This is a genomic window from Streptomyces avermitilis MA-4680 = NBRC 14893, assembly GCF_000009765.2.
GTDB classification, from domain to species: Bacteria; Actinomycetota; Actinomycetes; order Streptomycetales; family Streptomycetaceae; genus Streptomyces; species Streptomyces avermitilis.
Genome location: NC_003155.5, coordinates 4,594,805 through 4,618,281, shown reverse-complemented (window position 1 = coordinate 4,618,281; position 23,477 = coordinate 4,594,805). Strand labels below are relative to the sequence as shown.

The following is a 23,477-nucleotide window of genomic DNA, read 5'->3' as shown; positions in this document are numbered from 1 at the left end:
GCGTGACCGCCAACCGCCGCTTCCGGTCCGTCACCCGCATAGGCCCCGTTCAGGTCGGCACGTCCTACGACGACCGGGGCCACGAGAAGCACACCGCCGCCTGCACCGCCCCGCGCTGCGGCTTCTCCGCCGACTACGACAGCCGCGCCGCCGCCGAACTCGCTGCCCGTACCCACCGCTGCCCCGTCCGCTGAAAGGACCTGCACCCCCGTGACCGTCAGCCTCCCGCTCGTCGTCGTCCTCGGCTTCATCGCCTGGGGAGCGGTCAAGTTCCTCGGCGTCCGTACCTGGATCGTCGTCGTGATCGCCCTGTTCGGCTTCCTCCTCTCGCACACCTTCATGGCTCCCGCCATCGACTCCGGCACGCGTTCCGGCGTGGGCATTGTCAACGGCTCACATGACTAGACGAGTAGATAAGGAGACTCCGCTGTGTTCCTGCCCAAGTACCCCGACAACTCGACCCCGCCGCCCGCACACACCCACACCCCGGCCGACCCGGCACCCGTACGACGCACGCTCCTGCAGATCTCCATCAGCCCCGGAGCAGTCGCGGCCGTCCTCGTCGGCGGAGTCGTCCTGACCGCGCTCCTGGCCGCCGTCGCCGTCACGGCCATCTCCGTGGCCATCGCCGCCGTGGTCCTGCGCTCGATGCTCCGCGACCACCACCGGCGCTGAACGGCATCTGATGCCCCGGGGCGGTTCGACACGGCCAAGCATCCACCGCCCCGGGGCTCATCCCTCCTGACCAGCGCAGCAAGCCAGCCAGAAGGAGAACGCCATCTTCACCCGCACCAACCCGCCCCCACTGCCCGAACTCGCCAAGCTGGCCCAGCACGGCACCCTGCCCGGTATCCTCCGCCAGCTCTCCGGACTCGGCGGCTGCACCAACCCGATCCGCCTCGACGGCCACCGCACCGAGTACGACGTCGACACCCGCACCGGCGAGATCGGCAACGTCCTCCACCGCCTCGACTCCTCCAGCCTCCCGGCCGGTCACCTCCTGGTCCGCTGCAACAACCGCCGCACCACCCGCTGTGCGGCCTGCGCGGAGGTCTATCGCCGCGACACCTTCCACCTGATCACCTCCGGACTGCGGGGCGGCAAGGGCATCCCGGAACGCGTCGCCGCCCACCCCCGCGTCTTCGCCACCTTCACCGCCCCCAGCTTCGGTCCCGTTCACAACCGCCCCTCCGGTCCGGCCGGTTCGGTCCGCCGTTGCCGCTGCGGCGTCCACCACGACCAGGACGACGCTGCGCTCGGCACCCCGCTCGACCCAGAAACGTACGACTACGAAGCGGCCGTCCTCTGGAACGCGCACGCCGGCCCGCTCTGGCGACGCTTCTCCACCTACCTGCGCCGCGAGGTCGCCAAGCGCGCCGGATTCTCACAGCGCGCGTTCCGCCAGTACGCCCGGGTCTCCTTCGCCAAGGTCGCCGAGTACCAGAAGCGCGGCGCCGTCCACTTCCACGCCGTCATCCGCATCGACGGCCCCGAGGGCGGCGACACCCCGCCTCCGGCCTGGGCCACCGCTGAACTGCTCACCGACGCCATCGGCGCCGCTGCTGCTCACGTCCGCGTGGACGGCCCGGTCATCGACGGACGCGCGCCCACCTTCACCTTCGGCCGTCAGCTCGACGTCCGCACGATCCGCTCCGCCGACTTCGACAGCGGCCAGGAACTGACCGAGCGGGCTGTCGCCTCCTACATCGCCAAGTACGCCACCAAGGGCGCCGAGACCGCGACCGGAGCTCTGGACCGCCCGTTGAAATTCCTCGCCGAACTCGCCCAACTCGACATCAGCGACCACGCCCGCCGGCTGATCCGAACGGCCTGGGCCCTCGGCGCGCGCAAGGAGTTAGAAGACCTCCGCCTCCGGGCCTGGGCCCACATGCTCGGCTTCCGCGGCCACTTCTCCACCAAGTCCCGCCGCTACTCCACCACCCTCGGCGCCCTTCGCGCCGCCCGCGCCGAATGGCGCCGCGCCCAAGCCGCAGCAGCCACCGAAGGCGACACCGGCACGACCCTCGTCGTCTCGCACTGGGTCTTCGCCGGAACCGGTCTGTCCTCCGCCGAAGCCTGGCTTGCCGCATCCCTCGAACCCGCCCCCGGAACAGAAGGAGAACCGATCCGTGGCTGACCGCTATCTGACCGTGGCGCAGGTCGCTGAACTTCTCGGGACGACGGAGCGCTTCCCGCGCCGCCTCATTGCGGAGCGACGCATTGTGTTCGTCAAGGTTGGCCGACATGTGCGCATCCCCGAGAGCGCGTTGGGGACCTTCATCGAGGCTCACACCATTCAGCCGATACGCCGGAGTGGTGGCGCCCTGCGGAGGGCTGCCTGATGGCCAACAAGAAGGGGAGGCGCAGAAGCTTCGGGTCCTGCCGTCAGCTCGCCTCCGGCCGGTGGCAGGTGCGCTACCGCGATCCGCAGACTGGCCTCCTGCGCCCGGCTGAGAAGACGTACGAGACCAAGACCGATGCGCAGGTCGCGCTGACTCACATTGAGGCGGACATCACCCGTGGGCAGTGGGCGGACCCCGATGCTGGGGATGTGAACTTCGCCGACTACGCCACGGCGTGGCTGAGGGATCGGAAACTGGCCGACCGGACTCGTGAGCGGAATGAGTCGGTGATGCGGCTGCATGTCGTTCCCGTTTTCGGTGCGGGCTCCATCGCTGACGTCACGACCGCTCGGGTGCGAAGCTGGCGCGGCAAGCTGCTCGCTGCTGGGGTGGGGGAGCCCACGGTGGTCAAGGCGTACCAACTGCTGCGGGCCCTGATGAACACCGCGGTAGATGACGAGCTGATCCGCCGCAACCCGTGCCGGATCAAAGGCGCGGACAGTTACGACGTGCCTGAGCGGCCTGTTTTGTCGGTGGCGGAAGTCTTTGGCGTCGCCTATGCCATTGCACCGCGCTACCGGCTGCTCGTCCTCCTGGCTGCGTTCACGACTCTCCGCTTCGGCGAGCTGGCCGCGCTGCGTCGCAAGGACATCGATCTGAACGGTCGCTTGGTTGTGGTCCGCCGGGCACAGGCCGAGTTGCAGAACGGGCGGCTCTTCGACAAGGCGCCCAAGTCGGCCGCGGGCCTTCGAACCGTTTCCTTCCCCGCTGAGCTGGTCGACGAGATCAGCCACCACCTGAAGCACTACGCCGCCGATGGTCAGGAGGGCCACCTGTTCGTTGGTCCACAGGGTGGGCAGCTTCGGCGGAGCAACTTCCGGGATGACTGGATCAAGGCCAGGAAGGCAGCGGGCGTCTCGCCCAAGCTGCACTTTCACGACCTGAGGCATACGGGCAACACGTTGGCTTCGACCGCCGGCGCCAGCACTCGGGAGCTGATGACGCGCATGGGCCACAGCAGCTCGCGCGCGGCGTTGATCTATCAGCACATGACAAGTGACCGTGATCGGACGATCGCGGACCGCCTTGGGGCCATGATCCGGAACGGCGAGGGCGATCTGACGGCCGCGGGCGACTGAATCCCCACACGAGCTCTGTTGCGCAGCGTGGAAGGCAGTGTAGGGCCAGCTCAGGAGGAAACATCTTCCTGAGCTGGCCCTTTCCCCTATGTGCGTGCCAGAACCCAAACCGGAGATCCTGCTGGGAGCTCTATGCGGAACGGTCAGCGGCGCGTGGTGTCCGGCGTCTCAGGGGGCTGCGGGCTGGATGTAGCGACACCCGGTTCCGGCGGCTGCGGCACCTCATTGCCGCACCGAGCGGTCATTGCCAAGGACGCGGTAATAGCCAAAGCCGCGAGCAATCGCATCATGCTGCCGCCTGCGAACTTCTTTGCCGCGAAGGAAAGTTCTGCGTTTTCAGATTCAGCTCGAATGTTGATTTTCAACTTTTCCCTCTAATCGCTAGCAGTGAATCAACATAAAACGGGATGTATCGGACTCCAGGATGCCGCCCTGATCGCCTCCGTGTAGGCCGATTGGTGTTTAATCCACTAATTAGAGAAATGTGAAGAATATGGAGGTATGTGTAGAGCTCTCCAGGCGAGTGCGTCTGATTCCGTGCTCGTCGCCAGCGCTGCGACCTGGTGGCGCAGGTCGGGCTGCCCTCTGAGGCGGGCATGCTGATCTTCCTCGGGCAAGGACGCTGGCGCAGGCTCTACTCGGTCGTAGTGGCACGCGAGTGGCACGGCACCAGAAATGGCAAAGGGCCAGCCTGGGAGGAAACCCCTCCTGAGCTGGCCCTTCATGCTGTGCCCCCGGCAGGATTCGAACCTGCGACACCCGCTTTAGGAGTTCCGGCCGCCGACTCCCTGGGCTAGGACCATGCCCGGCCATGGCGACTAGCCCGGTGCCGAACTGTTTCTCCGAGTACGGCTATGTGCACGCACGTTGCCGTCAGTCGTTGCCGTCAGACCCGCGCATTACGAGTTATCCGATCATGGTCCGGGGCCGTTCGCCGACGTCCACCGTACGCCGCGCCTGCCTGGTCACAAGGCCTGCCGGACTACGACGGACGTCAGCGTATGACTCGAGAATAAGTGGCGATTGAGACCGCAATTGAGACCGCGACCTCTTCGTCCCGAATTAGGCCCTGGAAGATCGCCTATCTGTGCTCTAGACCAAAAGTGCAGCTCAGAGCGTTGGGGAGCATCGGTCTCCGTTGGCGCCTCAGGGATCCCGACGGAAGATCATCTCCAGGAATTCTCCAAGACTCACTCGCGCGCACCGCGCACGATGCAGGAGCCGGCGTGTGGTCCGCAGACTCCGCACAGATCGCCGTTGCGCGGGGGATCGTCTCCAGGCTACTTCTGCCGTAGGCGCAAGCCATGACCACAGGTTGGGGTTGCAGCCCGAGTGGCAACGGGGTGCTGCGGTGCTGTCGTTCGACTGTCCGTCGTTGCGCCGATCCGCGGTTCGGATCTTCAACGCCAGCAGTCTGCACAACAGTTGGCTCGGCAGGCCGCCCTTAAGGAGTGAGGCGATCGAGCCGAATGCGCGTCAGGAAGCGCCACAGCGCGGTAAGTTGGTCTCACAACTCCATACACTCCGAAACGACCGCGTCCTACCGCATGGGGGCCGCAGTCAGACTCCAGGAGACTCCTCATGCTCACTGAGCAGGCGCAGCATGCGCTGAAACTGCTGTACCGTCGCGCCGACAAGACGGGCGACGCCTTCGACCTCGAGCGCATCGACCGCGCCCTCGACGAGGTCATCCGCCTCAACGCGAACGCCCCCGCCGCGTTTCAGATCCGCAGCGCCTTGGCGCATGCCGGCACGGTTCTGCGCGACCGGCGAGTCCTCGCGCCCGCGATCTCCCTCGATGAGACCGACTCGTACCGCGAGCCCGGCGCCCTCGACGAGCACTTCGCGGTCACCGACATCCGTGCGTGGCTCGACACTACGGAGGCGCTGACGGCATCGCAGCGCAGTCTGCTGCAGCAGCTGAGCGCTGATCGGGATCCCTCTGATCTGGCCGTGGAGCGCGGACTGAGCGTCGCGCGGATGCGCGAGCAGGTTTCCCGGGCTCGCCGTCGTGCACGGATCGCGTACGCCGCGGAGGTGGTGCGGGCATGACGACTCCTCGCCTGCTGCGCCTGCGCCCCTGGGTGGTACGCGCCATGATTCCTGACCAGTTGATCGGTACGTATGTGTTGTTCCGGAACGGTACGGAGCACTACATCGGGCGCAGCGACACGTGCTTGCGTAGACGGTTGCTGGCGCACTGCGCTACCGCTCGCGGCGAGTACTTCACGTATGACGTACACCCCACCCCGGAACTGGCGTTCGCCATGGAATGCAGCCTCTTCCACGCGCACCGCCACCACCTCACCAACGTCCTGCACCCGGACCGGCCCGACCATCAGAGTCCGAAGTGTCCGTTCTGCCTGGACGCCCTTACGAACACACTCAAGAGCCGCTTGCGGAGCAAAACCCTCCTTTAGCCTGAAACACATCAAAGGACAGCCATGAGCGTGAATCCCACCTTCCAGAGCCCTGACGACGGTGACCCGCAGGCCAGCCCCACATCGCAGGCGGCCATCATCCAGATCGACACCGCCCTGGAGTCCATGCGCGACTCCGGCTTCGATCTCACCGCCGCGGCCGGCGAGCCGATCGACAACTCCATCGAAGCCGGCGCAACCCACATAAAGATCGCGACCACCTTCGGCCCTCAGAAGCGATCTATCGAGGAGATCGCCTTCGCCGACAACGGCCGGGGCATCAAGACCGAAATCCTTGCTCTCGCACTGTCCATGGGCTTCAGCACACGCTACGGCCAACGGGGCAGCCTGGGCCGCTTCGGCGTCGGCCTCAAACTCGCCGGCCTCAGCCTCGGCCGCCGCATCGACGTGTACACCAAGCTGCCCGGCGACGACGTGATCCGCCACGCCTACCTGGACCTGCAGGAGATCAGCAAGAAGCAGCAGACCCACATCCAGGCCCGCGAGGTGCCAGCATGGCCGGCCGCCTACGAGCACTTGATGCGCAACCAGGACGGGACCCCCGTCGACTCCGGCACCCTGGTGATCTACGGCAGGATCGACAAGCTCGACGGCGGCGGCCCCTACGGCACCAGTCTCGACGAGAAGCTCGCCGACCTGCGCAACTTCATCGCCCGGGCCTACCGCAAGTTCCTGGACCAAGGGGTGATCATCCAGCTCAACGACACGAAGATCACCCTCTTCGACCCGCTGTTCCTGCTCGACAACCCGCGGATCCTCAAGCGGTACCCCAAGGAGGACATGCACGGCACGGTGATCGACGCGGACGACATCCCGATCGCTGACGGCCACTCCATCCACGTCACCGTCACCATCGTGCCCGCCATCTTCCGGTGGAGGTCAGGCGAGGGTGGCCTCAGGGACCGGGACGGCCGGGATATCCGCGAGTTCCAGATTGCGGACGGCGTCGGAAAGATCAGCATGGTGCGCAACGGCCGCGAGATCAACTACGACATCGTGCCCAAGCTGCTGCCCGCCGGCGTCGACAAGGTCGACCGCTACATCGGCATCGAGGTCACCTTCCCTGCCGAACTGGACTCCTTCTTCCAGGTCCGCAACGTCAAGCGCGGCGCTGTCCCCGTCGACAAGCTCCGCTCGGAGCTGCGCCAGTGGCTCGACCGGCCGGTGCGATCCGCTCGCCGTGCCATCCGTAGCCACTGGGGCGAGATCGAGACGCAGGAACGCGCCGCCGCGCAGGCCCACGCCGAAGCGACGGCAGCCGCTGCCCGCGCGGAGAAGACCGCGCCCATGGGACAGGCAGGCAAGGACCTCACGGATCAGGAGAGCGAGGAGATCCTGCAGGAGCTCCTTGAGGATCTGGGAGTCGCTGACGACCAGGAGAAGGCCGAGGAGGTCCGCGAGCAGGTCAAGCAGAACCCCTTCACCCTCGTCGACGGGGCGTGGCGCGGCAAGGAAATGTTCGAGATCGACCACCTCAACGGCAAGGCGATCATCCACCTGAACCACCGCCACCCCTTCATCCGCGACATCTACGACCGGCTCAAGGCCGTCGCTGACGACGGTGCCAACGGCGTCGAACCCGAAGAGCTGCTCGCCCTCATCCGCAAGACCCAGACCGCTCTCGACACCCTCTTCCTCGCCTACGCCAAGGCCGAGAACATGCATCCCAAGCCCAGCCAGTTCGACGATCTGCGCAGCTACTGGGGGCAGTTCACCCAGTCCTACCTGCAGGAACTCCGCAACGAGGAGTAGCCAACCAATCCCGCCCTTCCTCCTTGAAGGTGGCCGAAGCCCAGGCCAGTGTCTGGGCTTCGGCCACCCTCGTAGACCGGCCAAATGGCCACGTTAGAGGCGGAGTTATCGAAGCTCGGTGTCATGTTTGATTTACGTTCATATACAGGGGGATTCGTGCCGCTCGTTGTTATCCAGCCCTCCTACGGCAACCCTGCCGCCCGCCGCCACTGGAGGGACACCCTCGACGCCCACGTCGACTTCACCACCCATCCCCGGGCCAGCCTCCTCACCCCAGACCAGCGCAAGCAACTCAATGAGTTTCACCCCAGCGGTGCCGCCCGCTTTTGGGGAGCGACCAGCGTGCAGGACACGAAGATGGACCGCCTCCACGCCGGAGACATCGTCCTCTTCACCGGCAAAAACCACGTACGCGGCATTGGCGAGATCGGTGCGCTCTTCCGTAATGCCCAGTTCGCCAACAGCATGTGGACCGAAGACCCCACCAAAGGCAGCTGGCACAACGTCTACAGCCTGCTCTCCTTTGCCCCCACCGAGATCCCCTACGAGGAGATATGGGCCCTGCCCGGCTTCAACGTCGGCGACAACTTCATAGGCTTGCGTATCCTGGATCCCGAGAAGGCCACCACCATCCTCGATGGCCTCGGCATCGAAGCACAAGTGGATGCCGAACTTGGCAGGCAACTACACGAGCCGGTTGCACGCGCGCTGCGCACCCACACAGACATCGTGGACGGCGAAGCCCTTCGCACGCAGACCACGCGATACACGCTCACAGAACGCGAACTCGTCGTCCACCGCACCGAGGCGCTCCTCCTCCAGGAGTACACCGACTCGCTCGGGATCGATCAGCCTCAGCGACTCCGCACGCCGGCTGGCATCACCGACTTGCACTTGACGCGGCCGGACGGTAGCGAAGTCGTAGAAGCCAAGCGCGCCAGCACCCGCCGGTTCGTACGAGAAGCCCTGGCACAGCTCCTGGACTACGCCCCTCACACACCCGAGCCAGCCACACGTCTCACGGCCTTGTTCCCTACACGCCCGGCTGACCAGGAGCTGGCCCTGCTCCACCGCTACGGCATCGACTGCGTCTACCGCACCCATCCCCGCGCCTTCGAGCGTGCGCCCGCGGACCAGGAGGTCCGAGCCGGCATGACGCCGTTCTGGCAAGGACGGCCGTCGAACTAGATCCGGCGATCTCGAGGAGCGGTTCCACATCTTGTTCGCGAGCTGGACGACGTGGAAGTGATCGACGACGATCGTGGCGTGGGGCAGACCGGTGCGCACGGCGGCCCGGTAGCTGGTCGACGTGTCGATGGCCACCTTCCATAGGATTGAGCCTGAGGCGCGGCCAACGAGGAGGCATGGGTGGGCAATCTGGGGGGGTACCAGATGATGACGACGCTGGCGAAGAAGGTGGGCGGCCCCGTGGCGCTGGCCGTCGTCACTGCCGTGAGCGGGTGGGCCATCGGCCGGGGTGCTGAAGCCGGCGGGAAGGACATATTCAAGGCCGCCAAGGCTGCGGCCAAAAAACGGAACGCCCCGTGCTCGACGAAGGGCCAGGTCTTCGACGTTGTGTCCGACGGCGAGGACGGCAAGGGCCTCGTGCTCCGGGCAGGTGACCAGTACCGAGTCATGGAGTGCGACGGGGAGGCGATCCTCATCGAGGTGCTCGGTGGCACGAACAATCCCTACTTCACGTCATCGCAGTTCCTGGCGTCAGTGTCGGGCTTCTCCACGGGAGAGAAGACCAAAGCCAAGTAGCTCGACTGCGGGCGTGGGCACTCGAGGCAGCAGCTGACCGCGCATCGTAGAAGCCCCCGTGAGCGCAGCGCTCACGGGGGCTTCTACGATGACGTCGATTCAATCACCCATGCGTCCAAGCGAAGCCACTGCGCACCCGCTTTTTAACTGCCCGCCCGGCCGTTCAACGGCGTTCATGCGGGTTCGGAGGCTGGGCCAGGTTGGGGGGCCGCACGACGCCGAACGGCGCTGACCACCGGTGCACTGGACAGAGGCCAGGACAACGAGCGGCTCAGTGTCAGTGGCCCTTCATAGGATCAACGGCGGACCGGTGACGGAGGAGACTCATGACCACTGCAGCGTTGACTGATGTCAGCATTGTTCGGAGGGTTGTCCAGGAGTACGACGACAGGGGACGGGACGCCTTCCTGGAGGCGCATAAGTTCGAGCGTGCCAATCAGTACTACCTTCAGGTGGCTGGTCGGCTGTACGACGCTAAGGCCATCGTCAACGTGGCATTTCGCTACGAACACCAGGAGCCTGGCTCGCGCGTGATCAGCGGTGGACGGGACCACAGCAACCGCCTGTTGGAGCGCCTGGGCTTCACCGTGATCGACGGACGCCCCACCACGGTCGAGGGTGAGCGTGCCTGGCGTCTCGCAGTGTGGTCGCACCTACAGCTCACCGAAGACCTTAGCCAGGTTCCGCCGGGCGTCCTGCGCGCATTCGGTGTCTACGGCGGAGGCCAGGGCATCTGGATGGATAAAGCCAGGACGGACGCCGTCCACGAGGGCGGAATCACTATGGGAGTCCTTCACACCGGTGCGCACTACCCAGACGAGATCAGCGACAACGACGTGATCTACCACTACCCAACTACCGGGCGGGGCCCGGGCCGCGACGAGTCGGAGGTCGCTGCAACCAAGGCAGCAGCAACCCTGAAGCTCCCCATCTTCGTCATCGCGAAGCCAACTCCCCGATCCAGTGTCCGCATCGTGCGCCTGGCGTGGGTGGAGGGGTGGGAAGAGCGCTCCAGGATCTTCCTGATCAGCTTCGGAGACAGCAGACCTGAACACCTCCTGACCGAGGACCACTCAGACAACCAGCCTTTTTCCCTGACGGGCAACCGCAGCCGGAGCAGCCGGCGCAACGTTCGTGAGCGCCCCGGCCAGCGTCGATTCAAACTGCGAGTCTTCCAGCGCTACGGACCTCGCTGTCCCCTCTCGGGAATCGCAGTGCCCGAGATGATTGAGGCAGCTCACCTAAGGCCCGACGCCGAGGACGGCACAGACGATCCTCGCAACGGCTTGCCCCTCAACGCGGCACTGCACCGCGCCTACGATGCCTACCTGTTCGCTATCGAGCCCGAGACCCTCAGCGTGGTGACGCGCCCCCAGGGCCCAACCATCGAAGAGCTTGGCATCTTCACGCCACACCTTCGTGAGCTGCCTCGGCGCCCACACACGGAAGCGCTGCGCTGGCGCTACAGGGAATGGCAGTTGCGTATTGGCACACAGGGGTAGCACGACTGAGCAGATTTACAGTGGGCTGCTTCTACCATCTGCGACCTGTGGCTCTCCCCGCGCCGGCCGCTACTGGGGGACGCCTGGGGGAAACAGGGGCTCCGCCTCGGCCCCCGCACCCGGACGACTGGGTGTCAACCTGCCTTCGATCGCTTGGCGTCTAGTAGGACTCCGTTAGGTCTGTCTCGATCTCGGCCTTGAGTGTGACCCGCTGGGCAGGGGTTGCTGGCAGGTGGTGCAGATGCCGGTCCAGCACCTCAGGATGTCCTGGAGGGTGTCGAGGACTTGGTAGAGGGTGAGTCCGGCGCGGGGACTTTTGGGGCCAGGCGCTGTTCGGTGAGGAAGGCGTGGGCGGCGGTCACGAGGGTGACGTGGTGGTGCCAGCCTGGCCAGGAACGGCCTTCGAAGTGGTCCAGGCCCAGGCCGTGTTTGAGTTCGCGGTAGTCGTGCTCGATGCGCCAGCGGACCTTGGCCAGGCGGACCAGGTCGATGATGGGGGTGTCCGAGGGCAGGTTGGACAGCCAGTAATCGGTGGGCGCCTCAGCATCGGAGGGCCATTCGATCAGCAGCCAGCAGTCGGGCAGGACGCCGTCCCACCAGCCCTGTTCCGCCGAAGCGGCGGCTTTGACCGGACGTTCGACGGCCTTGCCGGCGGGCCGGATGCGCACGGCGGCGAAGCAGGAGCGTAACTGCCCGCGCGAGTCCTGCCGCCAGGTGAGCAGGGTGAATGCGTCTTGCCGGAGGCCGGCAGCAAGTGCTGACAGCGACGGCGCGGGGTGCCGGTAGCGGGGCTGGGGCCAGCAGCCGACCGGCCCGTTGCGGGCCGGCGCCACGGGCTTCGCGTCGAATGGGTGGGCGGTGACATCCGAGCGGACGGCCGGCATGTAGGCGATGTGGCGGTCGGCCAGTGCGGCCCGCAGGTGTGCGTTGGTGCCGTAGGCGGCGTCGGCCACGATGACTGGCGGCGTCATGCCCCAGGCGGCGAGGGTGTCGAGCATGTCCAGCGCGAGGCGCCACTTCTCGCGGTGCGTGACCTCGGGTGGGATCCGGGTGATGGTCCGGCGGTCGGTGTCGGACGCCCACTCTTCGGGCAGGAACAGGCTCCATTGCAGCGGGCAGGAGGCGGTATCACTCGCGGCGTGGACGCTGACCGCGACCTGGCAGTTGGCCCGTTTGCCCAGCGCTCCGCAGTACTGCGGAGCCACCCCGGCCGACATCCGGCCGTCCTTGGGCACCGACACATCGTCGATCACCCAGGCCACCGGGGCGATCAGGGGCAGCATGCGTTCGCAGATCCGCCGCTGCACCGGCACCGGATCCCAGGTGGACTGGTTCACGAACTGCTGCAGGTTCTGCTCGTTGCCGTCCGGCAGCCGGGCGGCCATGGCCTGGATGGACTTGCGGCGGCCGTCCAGCATCAGACCCCGCAGATAGCAGTCGCCCTTGGCCCGCTGGTCCTTCCGCGGCACCGAGGCGAACACATCGGCCACGTATAACGCCAACGTCGCCCGTACGCGGTTCACTTCGTGTGCGTCCACACACCCAACATGCTCCGGAACAGGCCCGACCGAAAGACCTGACGGAGTCCTACTAGGAGTCAGCCAGAGAGTGGCCGGGGGCACCCGCACCGGTCCGGCCGGGCCGGTGCGGATCAACTGGATTCCCTTCAACTACTGCCAAAGTTCACGAGATGCGGCACCATACATGGCAAAGCCGCGTGAGGGCTGGCTTCTCCGCCTGGGAGGTTCCTGATGCCGTCGTTCCAGTTCTGTCTGTATGAGGTGTCGGTGCGGCAGTTCATGAAGAAGGATACGCGACGCCTAGTTGCTGAGTTCAATTCACGACGGCACGACTTGCTCGACAGGCTTCACCACTTCATGAATGACGAACTGGGGAGCAAGGGAGTCGCCCTGCAAAAGAGCGAGCACTATATTCGACTTAAGCAGCTTAAAGATAACTCGCGAGTCCTGTGGTCGACCGTTGAAACTGGAAAGTTCGGTAATACAGGAATTGTTGTCGCAACCGACACGGGCGACAACGCATTTAATATCAGAGCAACTGACGCCCCCACCTACCCCCTGCGGCAATGTTTTGTCGTGCCACGGTCCGGCGAATCCGCCATTTGGGCAACAGAGGTGATCGGGCAATCTACTGCCATCACCTCACTCTGGACACCATTCAGCGACTGGTTCAAGGAGGAGTACGATTCGGATCGTCTAGTCGTTGACAGGGAACCGCTGCAGAGCACCGATGCATGGAACGCGTTCATTGACGAATCGGAACTCCAAGAGATTAGCTTCCTTACGCGCCTACGAGATTCGGATGGTGCGGTCGGAGTTCGTACGCAAGAATTCAAGGCCAAAAGTGGCCGCGGGACCCGACTTAGTAAAGATTGGCTCCGGAGGGCACTTTCTCGGGACCTTCCCCCGTCGGCTGTATTCACAGCAACAGGAATTCCCGAACCGGATGAAGTTCACCTAAGCATTGAGCGAGACGGGAAGAGTCGAACCATCGTTGTGGGTAGGCATTTTCCTCGATTCATGTATCAGATCGAAACACCAGACGGCCTTCGCCCCGATGACGCCACCTTCGAACGAGAGGTGCTGTCAGAGGTAGGTGCTTCACTTGACCTCATGGGGGTCAGCCGCGGCGATTGGCAGGCGTGACCTGAGGCTGCACAGGCGGAGGGTGCATGACTGTCAAGTGGAGTGTCGCCAAGATCGCTGTTGCCCACTTCAAGACGTACTGGGACGCGAGTAAAGATCGCCCCATGGCGTCAGACTACGCGACGTTCATCGGCATCCCCGTTGTGCTCGCGATCTTCGCAGCGGTGATGACACATATGGGCCACTTCCACGTTCGAGATGTGTCTAAGTTGATCGGCGGCATGGGGGTCTTTACCGGGCTGCTATTTGGACTGCTCACAAACGTCTTCACTCTCAGCCTGCGCGTACGACGAGACGAGGGTTTGGATCCGGAGCATGCAGTTGTCAAACAAGTTCGAGAACTGTTTTACAACGTCTCCTGGGCTGTCGTAATTGGGTGCACCCTGATCACCATGTTGATTTTGGCTGCCGCGACGCACTCGACCACTTCGGCGCTTGGGTCCATCTGGACGGGTGTGCTCACCTTCCTTGTTCTGCATCTCATGCTCACCATTCTGATGGCACTAAAAAGACTTTGGTTCGCGCACGATAAAGTAGCCAAACTGCCAGCCAAGCAGAAATAGACAAGCCGTGAAGAGCGGACGTCTGTGACGGTGTGAATACCGCACGCAAGCGCAGCAGGATTGCAAGCGGTTCCGGCCGTAGGCGTCTCTTCTACTGCTGTAGGAATTTCAGTACGGATTCCGGGTTACCGTCGTAGACAAGGTGCGGTTCGTCCGCCCCGGGGGGTACAAACCGAGTCCGGTAGCGGAGCAAGTCGCTTTCGGAGAAGTAGATAGAGTTCGGGTCAGCTTCATGCCTTGCATTCCGTTTACTCACACGCGACCACAGTTCTTCGTGACTGGCCTCCAAGTAGACCAGCGCCACGGTTGCGCCGGCATCGGTCGCGATCGCCCGCCACCGAGCACGGTCGTCCGGGGTCCAGAAGCCATGGTCGATCACCACGTCTTGCCCGGACCGAAGTTGCTCTCCGAGTTCGATGGAGATTTCTTCAAGGACCGGACGCTCAAGGGCCGGGAAAATACCTCGGGGGAAGTCAATCCCGTACACACCGTGTCGGCGAAACATCTCTTCGTCTGGGCAAAGTCGGATGAAGCCACGGGCTGTAAGCGCGCTGGACAACGTCGTCTTACCCGAGCCGGGGAGGCCTGCCATCAGGACGCAGAAGGGCTGGGTGTTGCCCACGGCCGTCACTGGGTGACTTCCGATTCGGTGCGCCACGTACGACCAGGACCTCCAAGGTCCACCCCGTACTCGACGACGGTGCCCTCGCTGTCGACGAACTTCGCTGTCATCACGACCACAGGTTCCGCTGGAGGGTTTTCGGGATCTAGTTCCAAGAGCCGCGTGTACTCCGGGGTGAGCAAGCGGGCAGAGGCGCTGTCGACGCGATGAGTGATGGGATGGCCAGTCACCTGGGCAATGAGCTGGAGGGATGTTCCCCCTGTGAGGCGCTCACTCGCCGCCAGTTGGGGAATCAGCCGCCCGAACCGAGCGGGAATCCATGAGGTGCTGTGGGCCACGATGCCGTGCCGGTCTCGGTAGACACGGCTTCGGCGGATCACATCGGAGCCGGGCTCGATGTCCAGCGCATGGGCCACTTCGGCGGGTGCGGGCACGACGGCGGCCTTGTGGGAGTCGGACCGTTCACCTGCACCCCAACTAGACCCGGTACGGCGCCCTCGGTCCTGGCGCTGGGCCCCCGAAGACATCGGAGCCGGCTGGTCTAGAACCTCCGTCCCAATGCCGTGGATGCCTCGCACCAGACCCTCGTTGCGCAGTTTGCGCAGGGCCTTCTCGGCCGTCGCGGTACTCACGTTCCACTCTTCCGCGAGGTTTTTGATGCTCGGCAGGAGCGATCCCGGCTGTAGCTGACCAGACGTAATCAGCTCTGTGTAGTGGGCGGCAATCTTTGCGTACGGCGCCCGATTGTCGGCCTGGCCTGCCATGTCGCCTGCTCCCTGTCGTCACTTCCCTGAGGTTCCCTACCTTACCGCTTGACACCGCAGGGAACCCTAGGGAACCCTAAGGATGTGCCCGGAGGGAAGCCCCGCACCGCAGGGGGTGAGTACGAAGTGAGCGCGCATTGATTGAGAACTCAACAGAGTGCTGATCCAGCCGCCTGTTCACGGGCGGTCGATGGATCGCGAAGTGAGCCCGAGTGCTCACGGTCCTTGACGCCTCTCTACGGGGCGTCATGGGCCGTGGCTGCTCGGCCGAGCAGACCAACAACAACGGCGAGCGGCTCCCGGGGGGCAACCCGGGAGCCGCGTTCGGGCCGTTCCACCTACCAGGGAGAACACGACCCAATGGAACACATCGTGACTGTTCAGGAAGCTGTTACCGCATTCGCGGACTGGATGGAGCCGACGGACGGCGAGCTGGACGCGATCGAAGCTGAGATGCCGCGGATCCTCGCGGACGTCGAGGCGCTGGACGTACAGATCGCCCTGCTCGACCAGGCGCCCACAGAGCTGGACGAGCGGCGCGCCCGCCGCGGCCGGCGCCGGGTGCTGTCGGAGCGGGCAACGCTCGCCAACCGCGCCGTCTCGGGTGCGGTGGCGTGATGGCGCGGGAGCTGCGGGCGCAGCTGTCCGCGAGTCGGGGCGGCTGGCGGCTCTACGTGGTGGTGCGCGGCTCGGTCGAGCCGTGGCTTGAGCACTGCTTCGGCCCGGGTGATCGGTTGCTGACGTTCACGGAGCGGGCGCGGGCGCTCACGGCGCTGGGGTTCGTTCAGGCGCCGGCTGCTGAGTGGGAGTGGACGGAGTTCAGCACGGATCCCGCCGACCCCGCCTCGCCGGTGTGGCTGCTCGCCTCCGTGCTGGTGCGTTCACGGCAGGAGGCTGCGGCGTGAACGGTGTTCATATCCGTTCAGCGGAGCGCGCGCTGAACGTGGGGACGTGGCTGATCGTGTGCGGCGCCATGCTGTATTCGATCCTCACGGTCACCCCCCTGATGTCCGCTCACACCCCCGCCAAGTGGGGGTGGACGGCGCCGATCCTGCCGCTCGTCGTGGACGCCGCGGTGGTCATCGTGGTCCGTCTCGACTCCGTCCTTGCCCGCCTGGGCGGGCACGGCGGACGCTGGCCCATCGTGCTGCGGTGGATGACCGGCACCATGACCCTCGCCCTCAACACCGCCGACTCCGCCTTACAGAAAGACCTGGTCGGAGTCGCGGTCCATTCCGTGGCGCCGCTGCTGCTGATCGTCACGGCGGAGACCGGACTTGCCTACCGCCGCGCCATCACCGCCGCCGTCACGGCGCTGGAGGCGCGGCAGCGGGCCGAACGCGAAGCAGCCCAGCGGGCCGCCCGCGAGCGGCAGGAAGCCGCCCGGCGGGAGGCGCGCGAGGAGCGCGAGCACGCCGCGATGCTGGCGCGTGAACAGCGTGAACACGAAGCCCGCCTCGCCGCAGAAGCAGCGGAGCGCGAGGAACGCCGGCGGCGGGAGGAGCGCGAGGACCGCGCCGCCCGCGAGGCTGCCGAACGCGAAGGGCGTGAACGCCGTGAACGCGAGCGTGAACAGCGCGAGCGCGATCGTGAACACGCTGAACGCGAGGCCGCCGAACGGGTAGCGAAGGAGGCCGGGGAGCGTGCGGAAGCCGCCCGCCGTGAACACGCCGCGCTGCTGGATGGTCCGCCCGTGAACAGCAAGCTGCCCGAGGACCACGCGCGGCGGATCGTCGCCGCTGCCGTGGCCGAGGGCGTATCGGTGCGGCGCGCGGCCGATCTGTGCGGCTGGTCGGTCGGCTGGGTGTCCGCCCGCTACGCCGAGTACCGCGACCCCGGTGACGGTGGCGCGCAACTCGCGATCGTGAGCCAAGCGTGAGCGCCCGGAGCAAGCGGCGTCAGCCGGCCGGGGACATGTTCCCCGGCATGGCCGACCGCATCACCGGCCGCCCACCGAAAGCCGAGAGCGAGCCGGAAGCGATGACGCTGGATGAAGCCATCGCCCGCTCGTTCGCCATCTATGACCGCGTGCTTGCCGTCTTCCCGGTGGTGGCCACGGTCGGTTTGTTCTCCGGTGGCAACGACTCCGTGGTCGTCAACCACCTCTTCCGCCACCGCGTGGACGCGATCGCGCACGTCAACACGGGGACCGGAATCCCGGAGACCACTCAGCACGTGCGGGACGTGGTCGCCGCATGGGGCCTGCGCCTGCATGAGCTGCACCCCCGACACTCCTACCGGGATCTCGTGCTCGGCAACGTGCTCGCCACCCGCGGCAAGAACATCGGCCGACCCGTCTGGAAGGGCTTCCCCGGCCCGGCCGGCCACTCCGTGATGTACCGCCGCCTCAAAGACGAACCGCTGCAACGCCTGCGCGGGCAGATCATCGGCAAGCGCGGGCGGTCCCGCAACGTGGTCTACCTGGGCGGCATGCGCTGGGCAGAAACCGACCGCAGGTTCCGCAACGCCGAAGAAGTCGACCGGGAAGGCGCCCTGATCTGGGTGTCTCCCATCGTGCACTGGACCGATGCGCACATGCGCGAATACCGGGCCCGGCACCGCTGCACCCTCCCGCACGAGCACGCCGAACACCACCTGTGCACGCCGGATGCGCTGCCGCTGAACGAGGTCACCGTTCACCTGCACATGTCCGGCGAGTGCCTGTGCGGAGCATTCGCCAGGCCCGGCGAACTCGATGAGATCGAGTACTTCTACCCCCAGGCCACCAAGCCCCACCGGGAGCTGGAGCGCGAGGCGGAAGCCGCTGGGTTGCCCGCGTGCAAGTGGGGGCAGCGCCCGCCCGGCCCGCGCTCGCGTCGCTCGGCCGGGCGGCTGTGCACCAAATGCGACGGCATCGAGGGACAAGCCGACCTGCTCGCCGAATGGCGTGAGTCCGGCCTGATCACCGACGCCCAGTTCGCCACCTTCACCAGCACCGACGAACAGCGCGCCGCCTGAACCCCTCCACCATTCTGGGAGTTTCGCTGTGTCAAGTCGTACCCGTGCCCGCGGCTCCAAGAGGGCTGCCGGCGTCCACACAGTTTCGATCCCGCGTCAGCGCGGGCGCCGCCGGGCCCAGCCGTTCGTGATCGTCTTCCCTGAGTCGCCCTCGCTGACTCGCGAGGCACTCGGCTTCATCGGCCGCGCGCTGTGGAAGGGCCGCCGCGCGCTCGCCCCGACCGCGCTCGCCCTGCTCGCGTTCGCCGTGACCGGCCTGCTGCACGTCATGGCCTGGTGGTCGTCCCTGATCCTCGCGCCCCTGGCCGCGGGCCCGCTGGTGTGGCTGGCGGTCATGCAGGTACGCCGGCCCGGCCGCGGCGCGGTCGTGCTGTGGCGGGCCGGCCTGGCCCTGCTCGCCACGTTCACCGCCGCATGGGCCGCGCTCGCAGCCGGCTTTGGGCCGCTCGCCGGCCCGCTGGATCTGGTCTGGCTGCTGATGTGGATCGCCGCTCAGACCGCGTGGCTCTTCGTCCGCCGCTCGCACTGACCTCAAGGGAGATCGCCCCATGGCAGACCAGGCTTCCGCCCACCGGCGGGCACAGACCACCAGCCGACCGCGCAACACCAACGGTGACGGCAAGGGCAACAAGTTCGCCAACGCCGGCGCCGCCGCCGGCGGGTTCGTCGGCGCCCTCGGTGGCTCGTTCGTCCCGCCGATCAACGTCACCGTCAACAACAGCAAGCAGACCGCCCGCACCGGGGGCGGCAGCCGGCCGCACTCCGAGTCGCTGCTGCCGTCGCCGGAGTTCGGTTCGCCGGCGCAGGTGCGGCAGTACTGCAACACCCTGCGCGCCGCCGCCGTGACGCTCTCGATCGAGGTGGCCATGGGCGCCGAAATCATGAAAGGCGTCCTGGCCGCGGTTCCCGACCCGCAGGGCCGCACCTTCGGCTCCCGTGTCCGGGCCGCGAAGGTGGCGCGCAAGATGCAGCGCTCCGCCGACGCCCTGCGTGACGCGGCGAAGAACGCCGCGGCCTGCTACTCGACCTTTCAGCAGGAGTTCGAGGAGGAGATCAACCGCGTCCGTCACCGTGCCCGCAAGCCGCAGCAGCCGGTCATGAACTGGCACCAGCAGTAGGAGAGGCAGCCACATGACCAGGAACAATCGCCGCAACGTCACCGATTATCTGGACGACGGGCGGACCATGGCCACCTACACCGTCCCCGACATGCACGGTTCGTCGGGCGGGGGCGTGGGTGCGTACCTGCTGCACCGGGCCAAGCCCCACCTTCCCCCGTGGATCGGCCTCGCCGGCACCGGTATCGCCGGCGCGCTGGGGAACTGGCGGTGGGAGGGCAGCGCCGGCGCCGGCGTCGGCCTCACCCTCGCCTCCGTCGCCCTCACCGGGGCAACGTGGTGGGCGGGGAAGTCGACCAGCCAACAGCGCCGGCTGCACTCCGCCGTCACCGTCGCCGCCGGCTCCGCATGGGTCACCGCCGCCTGCCTGGCCGGCCCCACGGCCGGCTCTATCGACGACATGTTCCTGATGGGCGGGCCGGTCGTGGCCCTGTCGTGGAACGTGCGCATGATGCTGCGCCACAACCCCGAGGGCGCCGTGAACGGGAGCTCTGACGGCGGGCTGCTGGAGAAGGTGGGCCTGGCCCGGGCGCAGATCGGTGCGGCGAAGGTGGAGCCGAACCGGGTCACCGCGCCACTCGCCGTGGTGGCCGGTGAGCAGACCAACGACGACGTCACCAAGGCACTGGCCCGGATCGCCTCCGCGCTGGACCTGCCGACCTCCGCCGTCCGCTACACCCCCGACGCCGGATCCTCCCGCCGCGGCGAACTCGTCATCGTCCCCGAAGACATGCTGGCCGACGTCGTGGAGTGGGAAGGGCCGTCGAACCTCGGGGGTTCGATCGCCGAACCGCTGGTCATCGGCCGCTACGACGACGGCGCCCCACTCGTCGTGTGGCTGCCGGGCGACCCCGACGCGGAACGCAACTCCACCCACGTCCTGGTCGCCGGCGGCACCGGATCCGGCAAGGGCGACGCCGCCTTGAACCTGCTGACCGAGGTTCTCTCGCGGCGGGACGTGATCGTGTGGTTCTCCGACCCGAAAGCCTTCCAGGACTTCGCCCCGCTCCGCCCCGGCCTGGACTGGGCAGCCGAGGGCGGCACCGACACCGAGGTCATGGTCGAGGCGGTCAAGGCCGTCATCCCCGCCCGCACCCGCTGGCTGGGCGCCCACGGCTACCGCCAGTGGGTACCGGCCGCAGCCCAGCAGCAGAACGACCCCGCCCACTCCTGCCAGAGCGCTAGGGCGTGCGGCTGCGCCGGGATGCCGTTCCTGGTCGCCTGGTTCGAGGAGGCCGCCAACACCCTGCGCGCCCTCGGAGACGACGCGTTCACCGGCATCGCACAGGAAGCCCGATCGGCAGGAATCTCGCTGATCGTGTCGCTTCAGCGTCCCTCCTACGACCAGATGTCCACCAGCACGCGGGCATCGCTGCCGTCCGTGATCGCCCTCGGCTGCGACCCCCGCGACGAAGGGTTCTGCCTCCCCGACACCGTGCTGGACGCCGGCGCCCACCCCGGAGCATGGGGAAACCGGCGCCCCGGATACTGCTACACCGTCTCCCCGGGCATCCCCGAGGACCGCTACCCCTCCCCGGGCCGCACCCGCCGCTTCACGCTGCGCGCCGTACCTGTCATGCAGCAGCTCGCCACGTGGGCGCAGCACAACGGCGCGCACGCCGACCCGATCACCGCCGGCGCCGCCGCTGGCGTGGCCGGGCAGGCATACGCCGGCCGCTCGAGCGACTCGCCGACCGCGCAGCCAGCCGCGCTGCGGGCCGTCCAGGAAGGGGATGACATGACCGAGTACGGCGGCGGGCTGCTGGTCGACCTCGAAGACGCCGGCATCGACGCGGACGCCGAACTCCCCGAGGCCGAGGACGGCGACGACGCCCCGATCTTCGGGCAGGAGACCGGGCGTAAGCCGTCCCCGGAGGAGGCACGGCGGTTCTTCGCCGAGGCGCTCGCCGACTTCGAGGCGGCCGGGCAGATGGTCGTCGGGCCGAAGGACTTCATGGACTGGTGCGACCGTCACAACCTCTCGCGCCCGTGGGTCTCCGAGCGGTTGAAGGAGGCCGCCATGGACGGCCGTCTGGAGGCGACGAACACCACCGGCCGGTGGCGCATCGTCCCCGTCCTGACGGCCGCCTGACACCTGACACCGTCACGGGCCCCTGACACCCAAACCCCTAGGCAAACCCGCTGTCAGAAACCCGTGACACCCCTGCCTGACACTCCCTGACACCACACCTGACACCCGAACCCCGCGGGCTCGCGCCACCACGGCGCGAGCCCGCGGCTCATCACGGGAGGCACGTTCCATGACGCACACCCACCGGCCGGCCGCCCTCGAGGTGCACCACCCGCAGCCGCTCGCCGTCCACCCGACCGTCGCACCCCTCGTGACCGTCCAGCCGGGCCCGACGCCGGCCGTGCAGAGCATCGTGTTGCCCGACGGCCGCGTCGTCACCGGCTACACCCTCACCCCCGCACCCGCCCTGGCCCCCGTCGACGCGCGGCCGGCCGTCTCGCGCACAGCGGTCAACGTCGCCCTCGGGGGCGTCGGGTTCGCCGCAGTGTGCGGCGGGCTGGTCCTGCTCACCACGTTCATCGCAGCCCTGACCACGTTCATCAGCCAGCTCATCACCCTCGCCGCGGTCATCTTCGGCGGATGGATCGCCGTACAGATCCTCGGCGGCACCCGGCACACCGGCCGGGGCGGAACCACGATCAACATCCGTAAGGCCGTGATCAAGCGCAGTCACTTCCACGGCTAGCGGCACGCGAGTCCCGCCTCCGGCCGGCTAGGGCTGGTTGTAGGCGAGCGGCCAGCCGGCGAAACCGCCGTCCTCGGTCTGCCAGACCAACTCCACGTACTCCTCACCGAGAAGATCCTTCACGTCCTCGGTGGGCTCGCTGGGCAGCAGAACAACCACCCGAAGCAGGTCCTTGCGGCCCGGGATGTGCCGGCGGTAGTCAGCCAACTGCCCGATCGCCATCCGCACATTGGCCCGCGTCGTCTGCCCCTTCGCCTCATACAGCGCGTGATCCGTCGCGTCGTACAGGTCGGGAGTCAGCGCCCCGGGCTCGCCCTTGATGGTGATCTGAAAACTGTGGGTCTCGTGGCCCGCCGCGGCCAGATGCGCCACGAACGCCTTCACCAACTCGCCCTCGCGGCGCAGCACCTTGCGCTGCCCGGCAGGAATGTCCGCCATCGTCTCAACAGTGCTGTGCTGCTCGGTCTTCTTGACCTTCGCGCCGCTCTGCTCCGGCAGCACCACCGGCTGCGCCACCGCTACCGCGGGATCAACGATCTCGAACGCAGTCTGCGCGGCGGCCGGCATCCGGTCCGCCTCCGTCCACGCCGGCGTCGTTCCCTCAGCCGGCCGGAACCGGAACACCAGCACATCGCGCATCACGCCGTCCTTGCCCGGCCCGCGCCGAACGTCGTACGGCTTCACCGGGTCCAACACCATCTGACCGATGTAGCGCTGCCGCATCGCTCCACTGCCCGGCAGCCGGCCGTGCGCGACGAACAGATGCACCTCACGGCCCTTTTCGACGTGGCTGAGCAGCGAGCCGTTGCGGCCGGAAGGCTTCTGGTCACCGTTGGCGCCGGCACCCGTGTACAGGTACAGCGGCCCGAACTCGTCGTCTTCCGCACGGCCATCGAAGGTGTACCCGTACTCCTCACCCGCGGACGGGTCGGAGTACACGAACACCTTGCCCGCAGCATCGGCCGGCTCGATCCCCTGGAACGTCCCACAGCCGTAGGTCGCAGCGATCACATCGCGCGTCGTCACCCAACCCGGCACAAGATCAACGGTCGTCGTCATGCCGCGACCCTAACCACCCCCACTGACACCCTGCCGCCCCATTTCCCGGGATGCAGGCAAAAGGGCGACC

27 protein-coding genes and 1 pseudogene are annotated in these 23,477 nt (G+C 66.7%); 22 read left to right on the top strand and 6 right to left on the bottom strand.

Annotation, left to right across the window (positions count from 1 at the left end; genetic code table 11):
- Nucleotides 1–2 precede the first annotated feature (2 nt).
- The 6 genes from SAVERM_RS19280 (at nt 3) to SAVERM_RS19255 (ending at nt 3,481) form a co-directional block, all read left to right on the top strand.
- Entirely contained in the window at nt 3–194 is a 192-nt protein-coding gene (locus tag SAVERM_RS19280) for a mobile element transfer protein (protein ID WP_010985163.1), read from the top strand.
- 16 nt (nt 195–210) lie between these two features.
- Nucleotides 211–405 (top strand): hypothetical protein, encoded by a 195-nt coding sequence (locus SAVERM_RS19275; protein ID WP_010985162.1) that lies wholly within the window; start codon nt 211–213, stop codon nt 403–405.
- Nucleotides 406–429: 24 nt separating this feature from the next.
- A complete protein-coding gene (locus tag SAVERM_RS19270; RefSeq protein ID WP_010985161.1) occupies nt 430–675 on the top strand; it encodes a hypothetical protein in 246 nt (81 codons plus the stop codon).
- Between the two features lie 166 nt (nt 676–841).
- Complete coding sequence (locus SAVERM_RS19265) at nt 842–2,137, top strand: replication initiator (protein ID WP_078234408.1); 1,296 nt, start codon at nt 842–844, stop codon at nt 2,135–2,137.
- The gene (locus SAVERM_RS19260; protein ID WP_037644757.1) at nt 2,130–2,342 is read left to right on the top strand and encodes an excisionase family DNA-binding protein; all 213 of its coding nucleotides are present in this window, start codon (nt 2,130–2,132) and stop codon (nt 2,340–2,342) included. Before SAVERM_RS19265 ends, SAVERM_RS19260 begins: the two co-directional genes overlap by 8 nt.
- Nucleotides 2,342–3,481 (top strand): tyrosine-type recombinase/integrase, encoded by a 1,140-nt coding sequence (locus tag SAVERM_RS19255; RefSeq protein ID WP_010985159.1) that lies wholly within the window; start codon nt 2,342–2,344, stop codon nt 3,479–3,481. Before SAVERM_RS19260 ends, SAVERM_RS19255 begins: the two co-directional genes overlap by 1 nt.
- A 143-nt stretch (nt 3,482–3,624) precedes the next feature.
- Here SAVERM_RS19255 and SAVERM_RS42400 read toward each other — a convergent pair whose 3' ends face one another.
- Nucleotides 3,625–3,846: a hypothetical protein gene (locus SAVERM_RS42400; RefSeq protein ID WP_137865212.1), complete on the bottom strand. Its 222-nt coding sequence runs from the start codon at nt 3,844–3,846 to the stop codon at nt 3,625–3,627.
- Between the two features lie 1,216 nt (nt 3,847–5,062).
- Between SAVERM_RS42400 and SAVERM_RS19250 the strand changes: the two genes are divergently transcribed.
- The 4 genes from SAVERM_RS19250 (at nt 5,063) to SAVERM_RS44820 (ending at nt 8,862) form a co-directional block, all read left to right on the top strand.
- The gene (locus SAVERM_RS19250) at nt 5,063–5,533 is read left to right on the top strand and encodes a hypothetical protein (protein WP_010985158.1); all 471 of its coding nucleotides are present in this window, start codon (nt 5,063–5,065) and stop codon (nt 5,531–5,533) included.
- Nucleotides 5,530–5,901: a hypothetical protein gene (locus tag SAVERM_RS19245; RefSeq protein WP_037644758.1), complete on the top strand. Its 372-nt coding sequence runs from the start codon at nt 5,530–5,532 to the stop codon at nt 5,899–5,901. Before SAVERM_RS19250 ends, SAVERM_RS19245 begins: the two co-directional genes overlap by 4 nt.
- Before the next feature lie 24 nt (nt 5,902–5,925).
- A complete protein-coding gene (locus tag SAVERM_RS19240; protein WP_010985157.1) occupies nt 5,926–7,674 on the top strand; it encodes an ATP-binding protein in 1,749 nt (582 codons plus the stop codon).
- A gap of 84 nt (nt 7,675–7,758) precedes the next feature.
- Complete coding sequence (locus tag SAVERM_RS44820; RefSeq protein ID WP_010985156.1) at nt 7,759–8,862, top strand: PD-(D/E)XK nuclease family protein; 1,104 nt, start codon at nt 7,759–7,761, stop codon at nt 8,860–8,862.
- 30 nt (nt 8,863–8,892) lie between these two features.
- On the opposite strand, the pseudogene SAVERM_RS44815 reads toward SAVERM_RS44820, so the two are convergent.
- Nucleotides 8,893–8,997 (bottom strand): annotated as a pseudogene (locus SAVERM_RS44815) (transposase); the annotation flags it as partial.
- A gap of 69 nt (nt 8,998–9,066) precedes the next feature.
- On the opposite strand from SAVERM_RS44815, the gene SAVERM_RS19230 reads away from it, so the two are divergent.
- Nucleotides 9,067–9,438: a hypothetical protein gene (locus SAVERM_RS19230; protein WP_202497459.1), complete on the top strand. Its 372-nt coding sequence runs from the start codon at nt 9,067–9,069 to the stop codon at nt 9,436–9,438.
- Nucleotides 9,439–9,764: 326 nt separating this feature from the next.
- Nucleotides 9,765–10,940 (top strand): HNH endonuclease, encoded by a 1,176-nt coding sequence (locus SAVERM_RS19225; protein ID WP_237528824.1) that lies wholly within the window; start codon nt 9,765–9,767, stop codon nt 10,938–10,940.
- A 257-nt stretch (nt 10,941–11,197) separates the two neighbouring features.
- On the opposite strand, the gene SAVERM_RS19220 is transcribed toward SAVERM_RS19225, so the two are convergent.
- Nucleotides 11,198–12,478, bottom strand: coding sequence for an IS701 family transposase (locus tag SAVERM_RS19220; protein WP_078234409.1), 1,281 nt, complete (start codon nt 12,476–12,478; stop codon nt 11,198–11,200).
- Between the two features lie 213 nt (nt 12,479–12,691).
- On the opposite strand from SAVERM_RS19220, the gene SAVERM_RS40200 reads away from it, so the two are divergent.
- Nucleotides 12,692–13,606: a hypothetical protein gene (locus SAVERM_RS40200; RefSeq protein WP_078234410.1), complete on the top strand. Its 915-nt coding sequence runs from the start codon at nt 12,692–12,694 to the stop codon at nt 13,604–13,606.
- 26 nt (nt 13,607–13,632) lie between these two features.
- The gene (locus SAVERM_RS19215; protein ID WP_037644762.1) at nt 13,633–14,169 is read left to right on the top strand and encodes a hypothetical protein; all 537 of its coding nucleotides are present in this window, start codon (nt 13,633–13,635) and stop codon (nt 14,167–14,169) included.
- A gap of 91 nt (nt 14,170–14,260) precedes the next feature.
- Here the strand turns inward: SAVERM_RS19215 and SAVERM_RS19210 are convergent, their stop codons facing one another.
- Together SAVERM_RS19210 and SAVERM_RS19205 are read right to left on the bottom strand one after the other, a co-directional pair.
- Nucleotides 14,261–14,791: a P-loop nucleotide/nucleoside kinase family protein gene (locus SAVERM_RS19210; protein WP_306292869.1), complete on the bottom strand. Its 531-nt coding sequence runs from the start codon at nt 14,789–14,791 to the stop codon at nt 14,261–14,263.
- Nucleotides 14,792–14,796: 5 nt separating this feature from the next.
- Complete coding sequence (locus tag SAVERM_RS19205; RefSeq protein WP_010985152.1) at nt 14,797–15,555, bottom strand: GntR family transcriptional regulator; 759 nt, start codon at nt 15,553–15,555, stop codon at nt 14,797–14,799.
- Nucleotides 15,556–15,915: 360 nt separating this feature from the next.
- Here SAVERM_RS19205 and SAVERM_RS19200 point away from each other — a divergent pair, with 360 nt between their 5' ends.
- The 8 genes from SAVERM_RS19200 to SAVERM_RS19165 all read left to right on the top strand — a co-directional run bounded on the left by SAVERM_RS19200 (nt 15,916) and on the right by SAVERM_RS19165 (nt 22,348).
- Nucleotides 15,916–16,173, top strand: a complete 258-nt coding sequence (locus SAVERM_RS19200) for a DUF6284 family protein (protein ID WP_037644764.1) — start codon at nt 15,916–15,918, stop codon at nt 16,171–16,173.
- A complete protein-coding gene (locus tag SAVERM_RS19195; RefSeq protein WP_037644767.1) occupies nt 16,173–16,460 on the top strand; it encodes a DUF6303 family protein in 288 nt (95 codons plus the stop codon). Before SAVERM_RS19200 ends, SAVERM_RS19195 begins: the two co-directional genes overlap by 1 nt.
- Nucleotides 16,457–17,434: a hypothetical protein gene (locus SAVERM_RS19190; RefSeq protein ID WP_010985150.1), complete on the top strand. Its 978-nt coding sequence runs from the start codon at nt 16,457–16,459 to the stop codon at nt 17,432–17,434. Before SAVERM_RS19195 ends, SAVERM_RS19190 begins: the two co-directional genes overlap by 4 nt.
- Before the next feature lie 47 nt (nt 17,435–17,481).
- Nucleotides 17,482–18,513 (top strand): phosphoadenosine phosphosulfate reductase family protein, encoded by a 1,032-nt coding sequence (locus SAVERM_RS19185; RefSeq protein WP_159028998.1) that lies wholly within the window; start codon nt 17,482–17,484, stop codon nt 18,511–18,513.
- A 28-nt stretch (nt 18,514–18,541) separates the two neighbouring features.
- Complete coding sequence (locus SAVERM_RS19180) at nt 18,542–19,042, top strand: hypothetical protein (RefSeq protein ID WP_010985148.1); 501 nt, start codon at nt 18,542–18,544, stop codon at nt 19,040–19,042.
- 19 nt (nt 19,043–19,061) lie between these two features.
- The gene (gene traA, locus SAVERM_RS19175; RefSeq protein ID WP_010985147.1) at nt 19,062–19,631 is read left to right on the top strand and encodes a plasmid transfer protein TraA; all 570 of its coding nucleotides are present in this window, start codon (nt 19,062–19,064) and stop codon (nt 19,629–19,631) included.
- Between the two features lie 67 nt (nt 19,632–19,698).
- Nucleotides 19,699–21,723 carry a plasmid transfer protein TraB gene (gene traB / locus SAVERM_RS19170; RefSeq protein ID WP_037645114.1) on the top strand — a complete coding sequence of 675 codons (2,025 nt, stop codon included), beginning with the start codon at nt 19,699–19,701 and terminating at the stop codon, nt 21,721–21,723.
- Nucleotides 21,724–21,892: 169 nt separating this feature from the next.
- Nucleotides 21,893–22,348, top strand: a complete 456-nt coding sequence (locus tag SAVERM_RS19165; protein WP_010985145.1) for a hypothetical protein — start codon at nt 21,893–21,895, stop codon at nt 22,346–22,348.
- A 27-nt stretch (nt 22,349–22,375) separates the two neighbouring features.
- On the opposite strand, the gene SAVERM_RS19160 is transcribed toward SAVERM_RS19165, so the two are convergent.
- Nucleotides 22,376–23,407: an SRA domain-containing endonuclease gene (locus SAVERM_RS19160; protein ID WP_010985144.1), complete on the bottom strand. Its 1,032-nt coding sequence runs from the start codon at nt 23,405–23,407 to the stop codon at nt 22,376–22,378.
- Nucleotides 23,408–23,477: the final 70 nt, after the last annotated feature.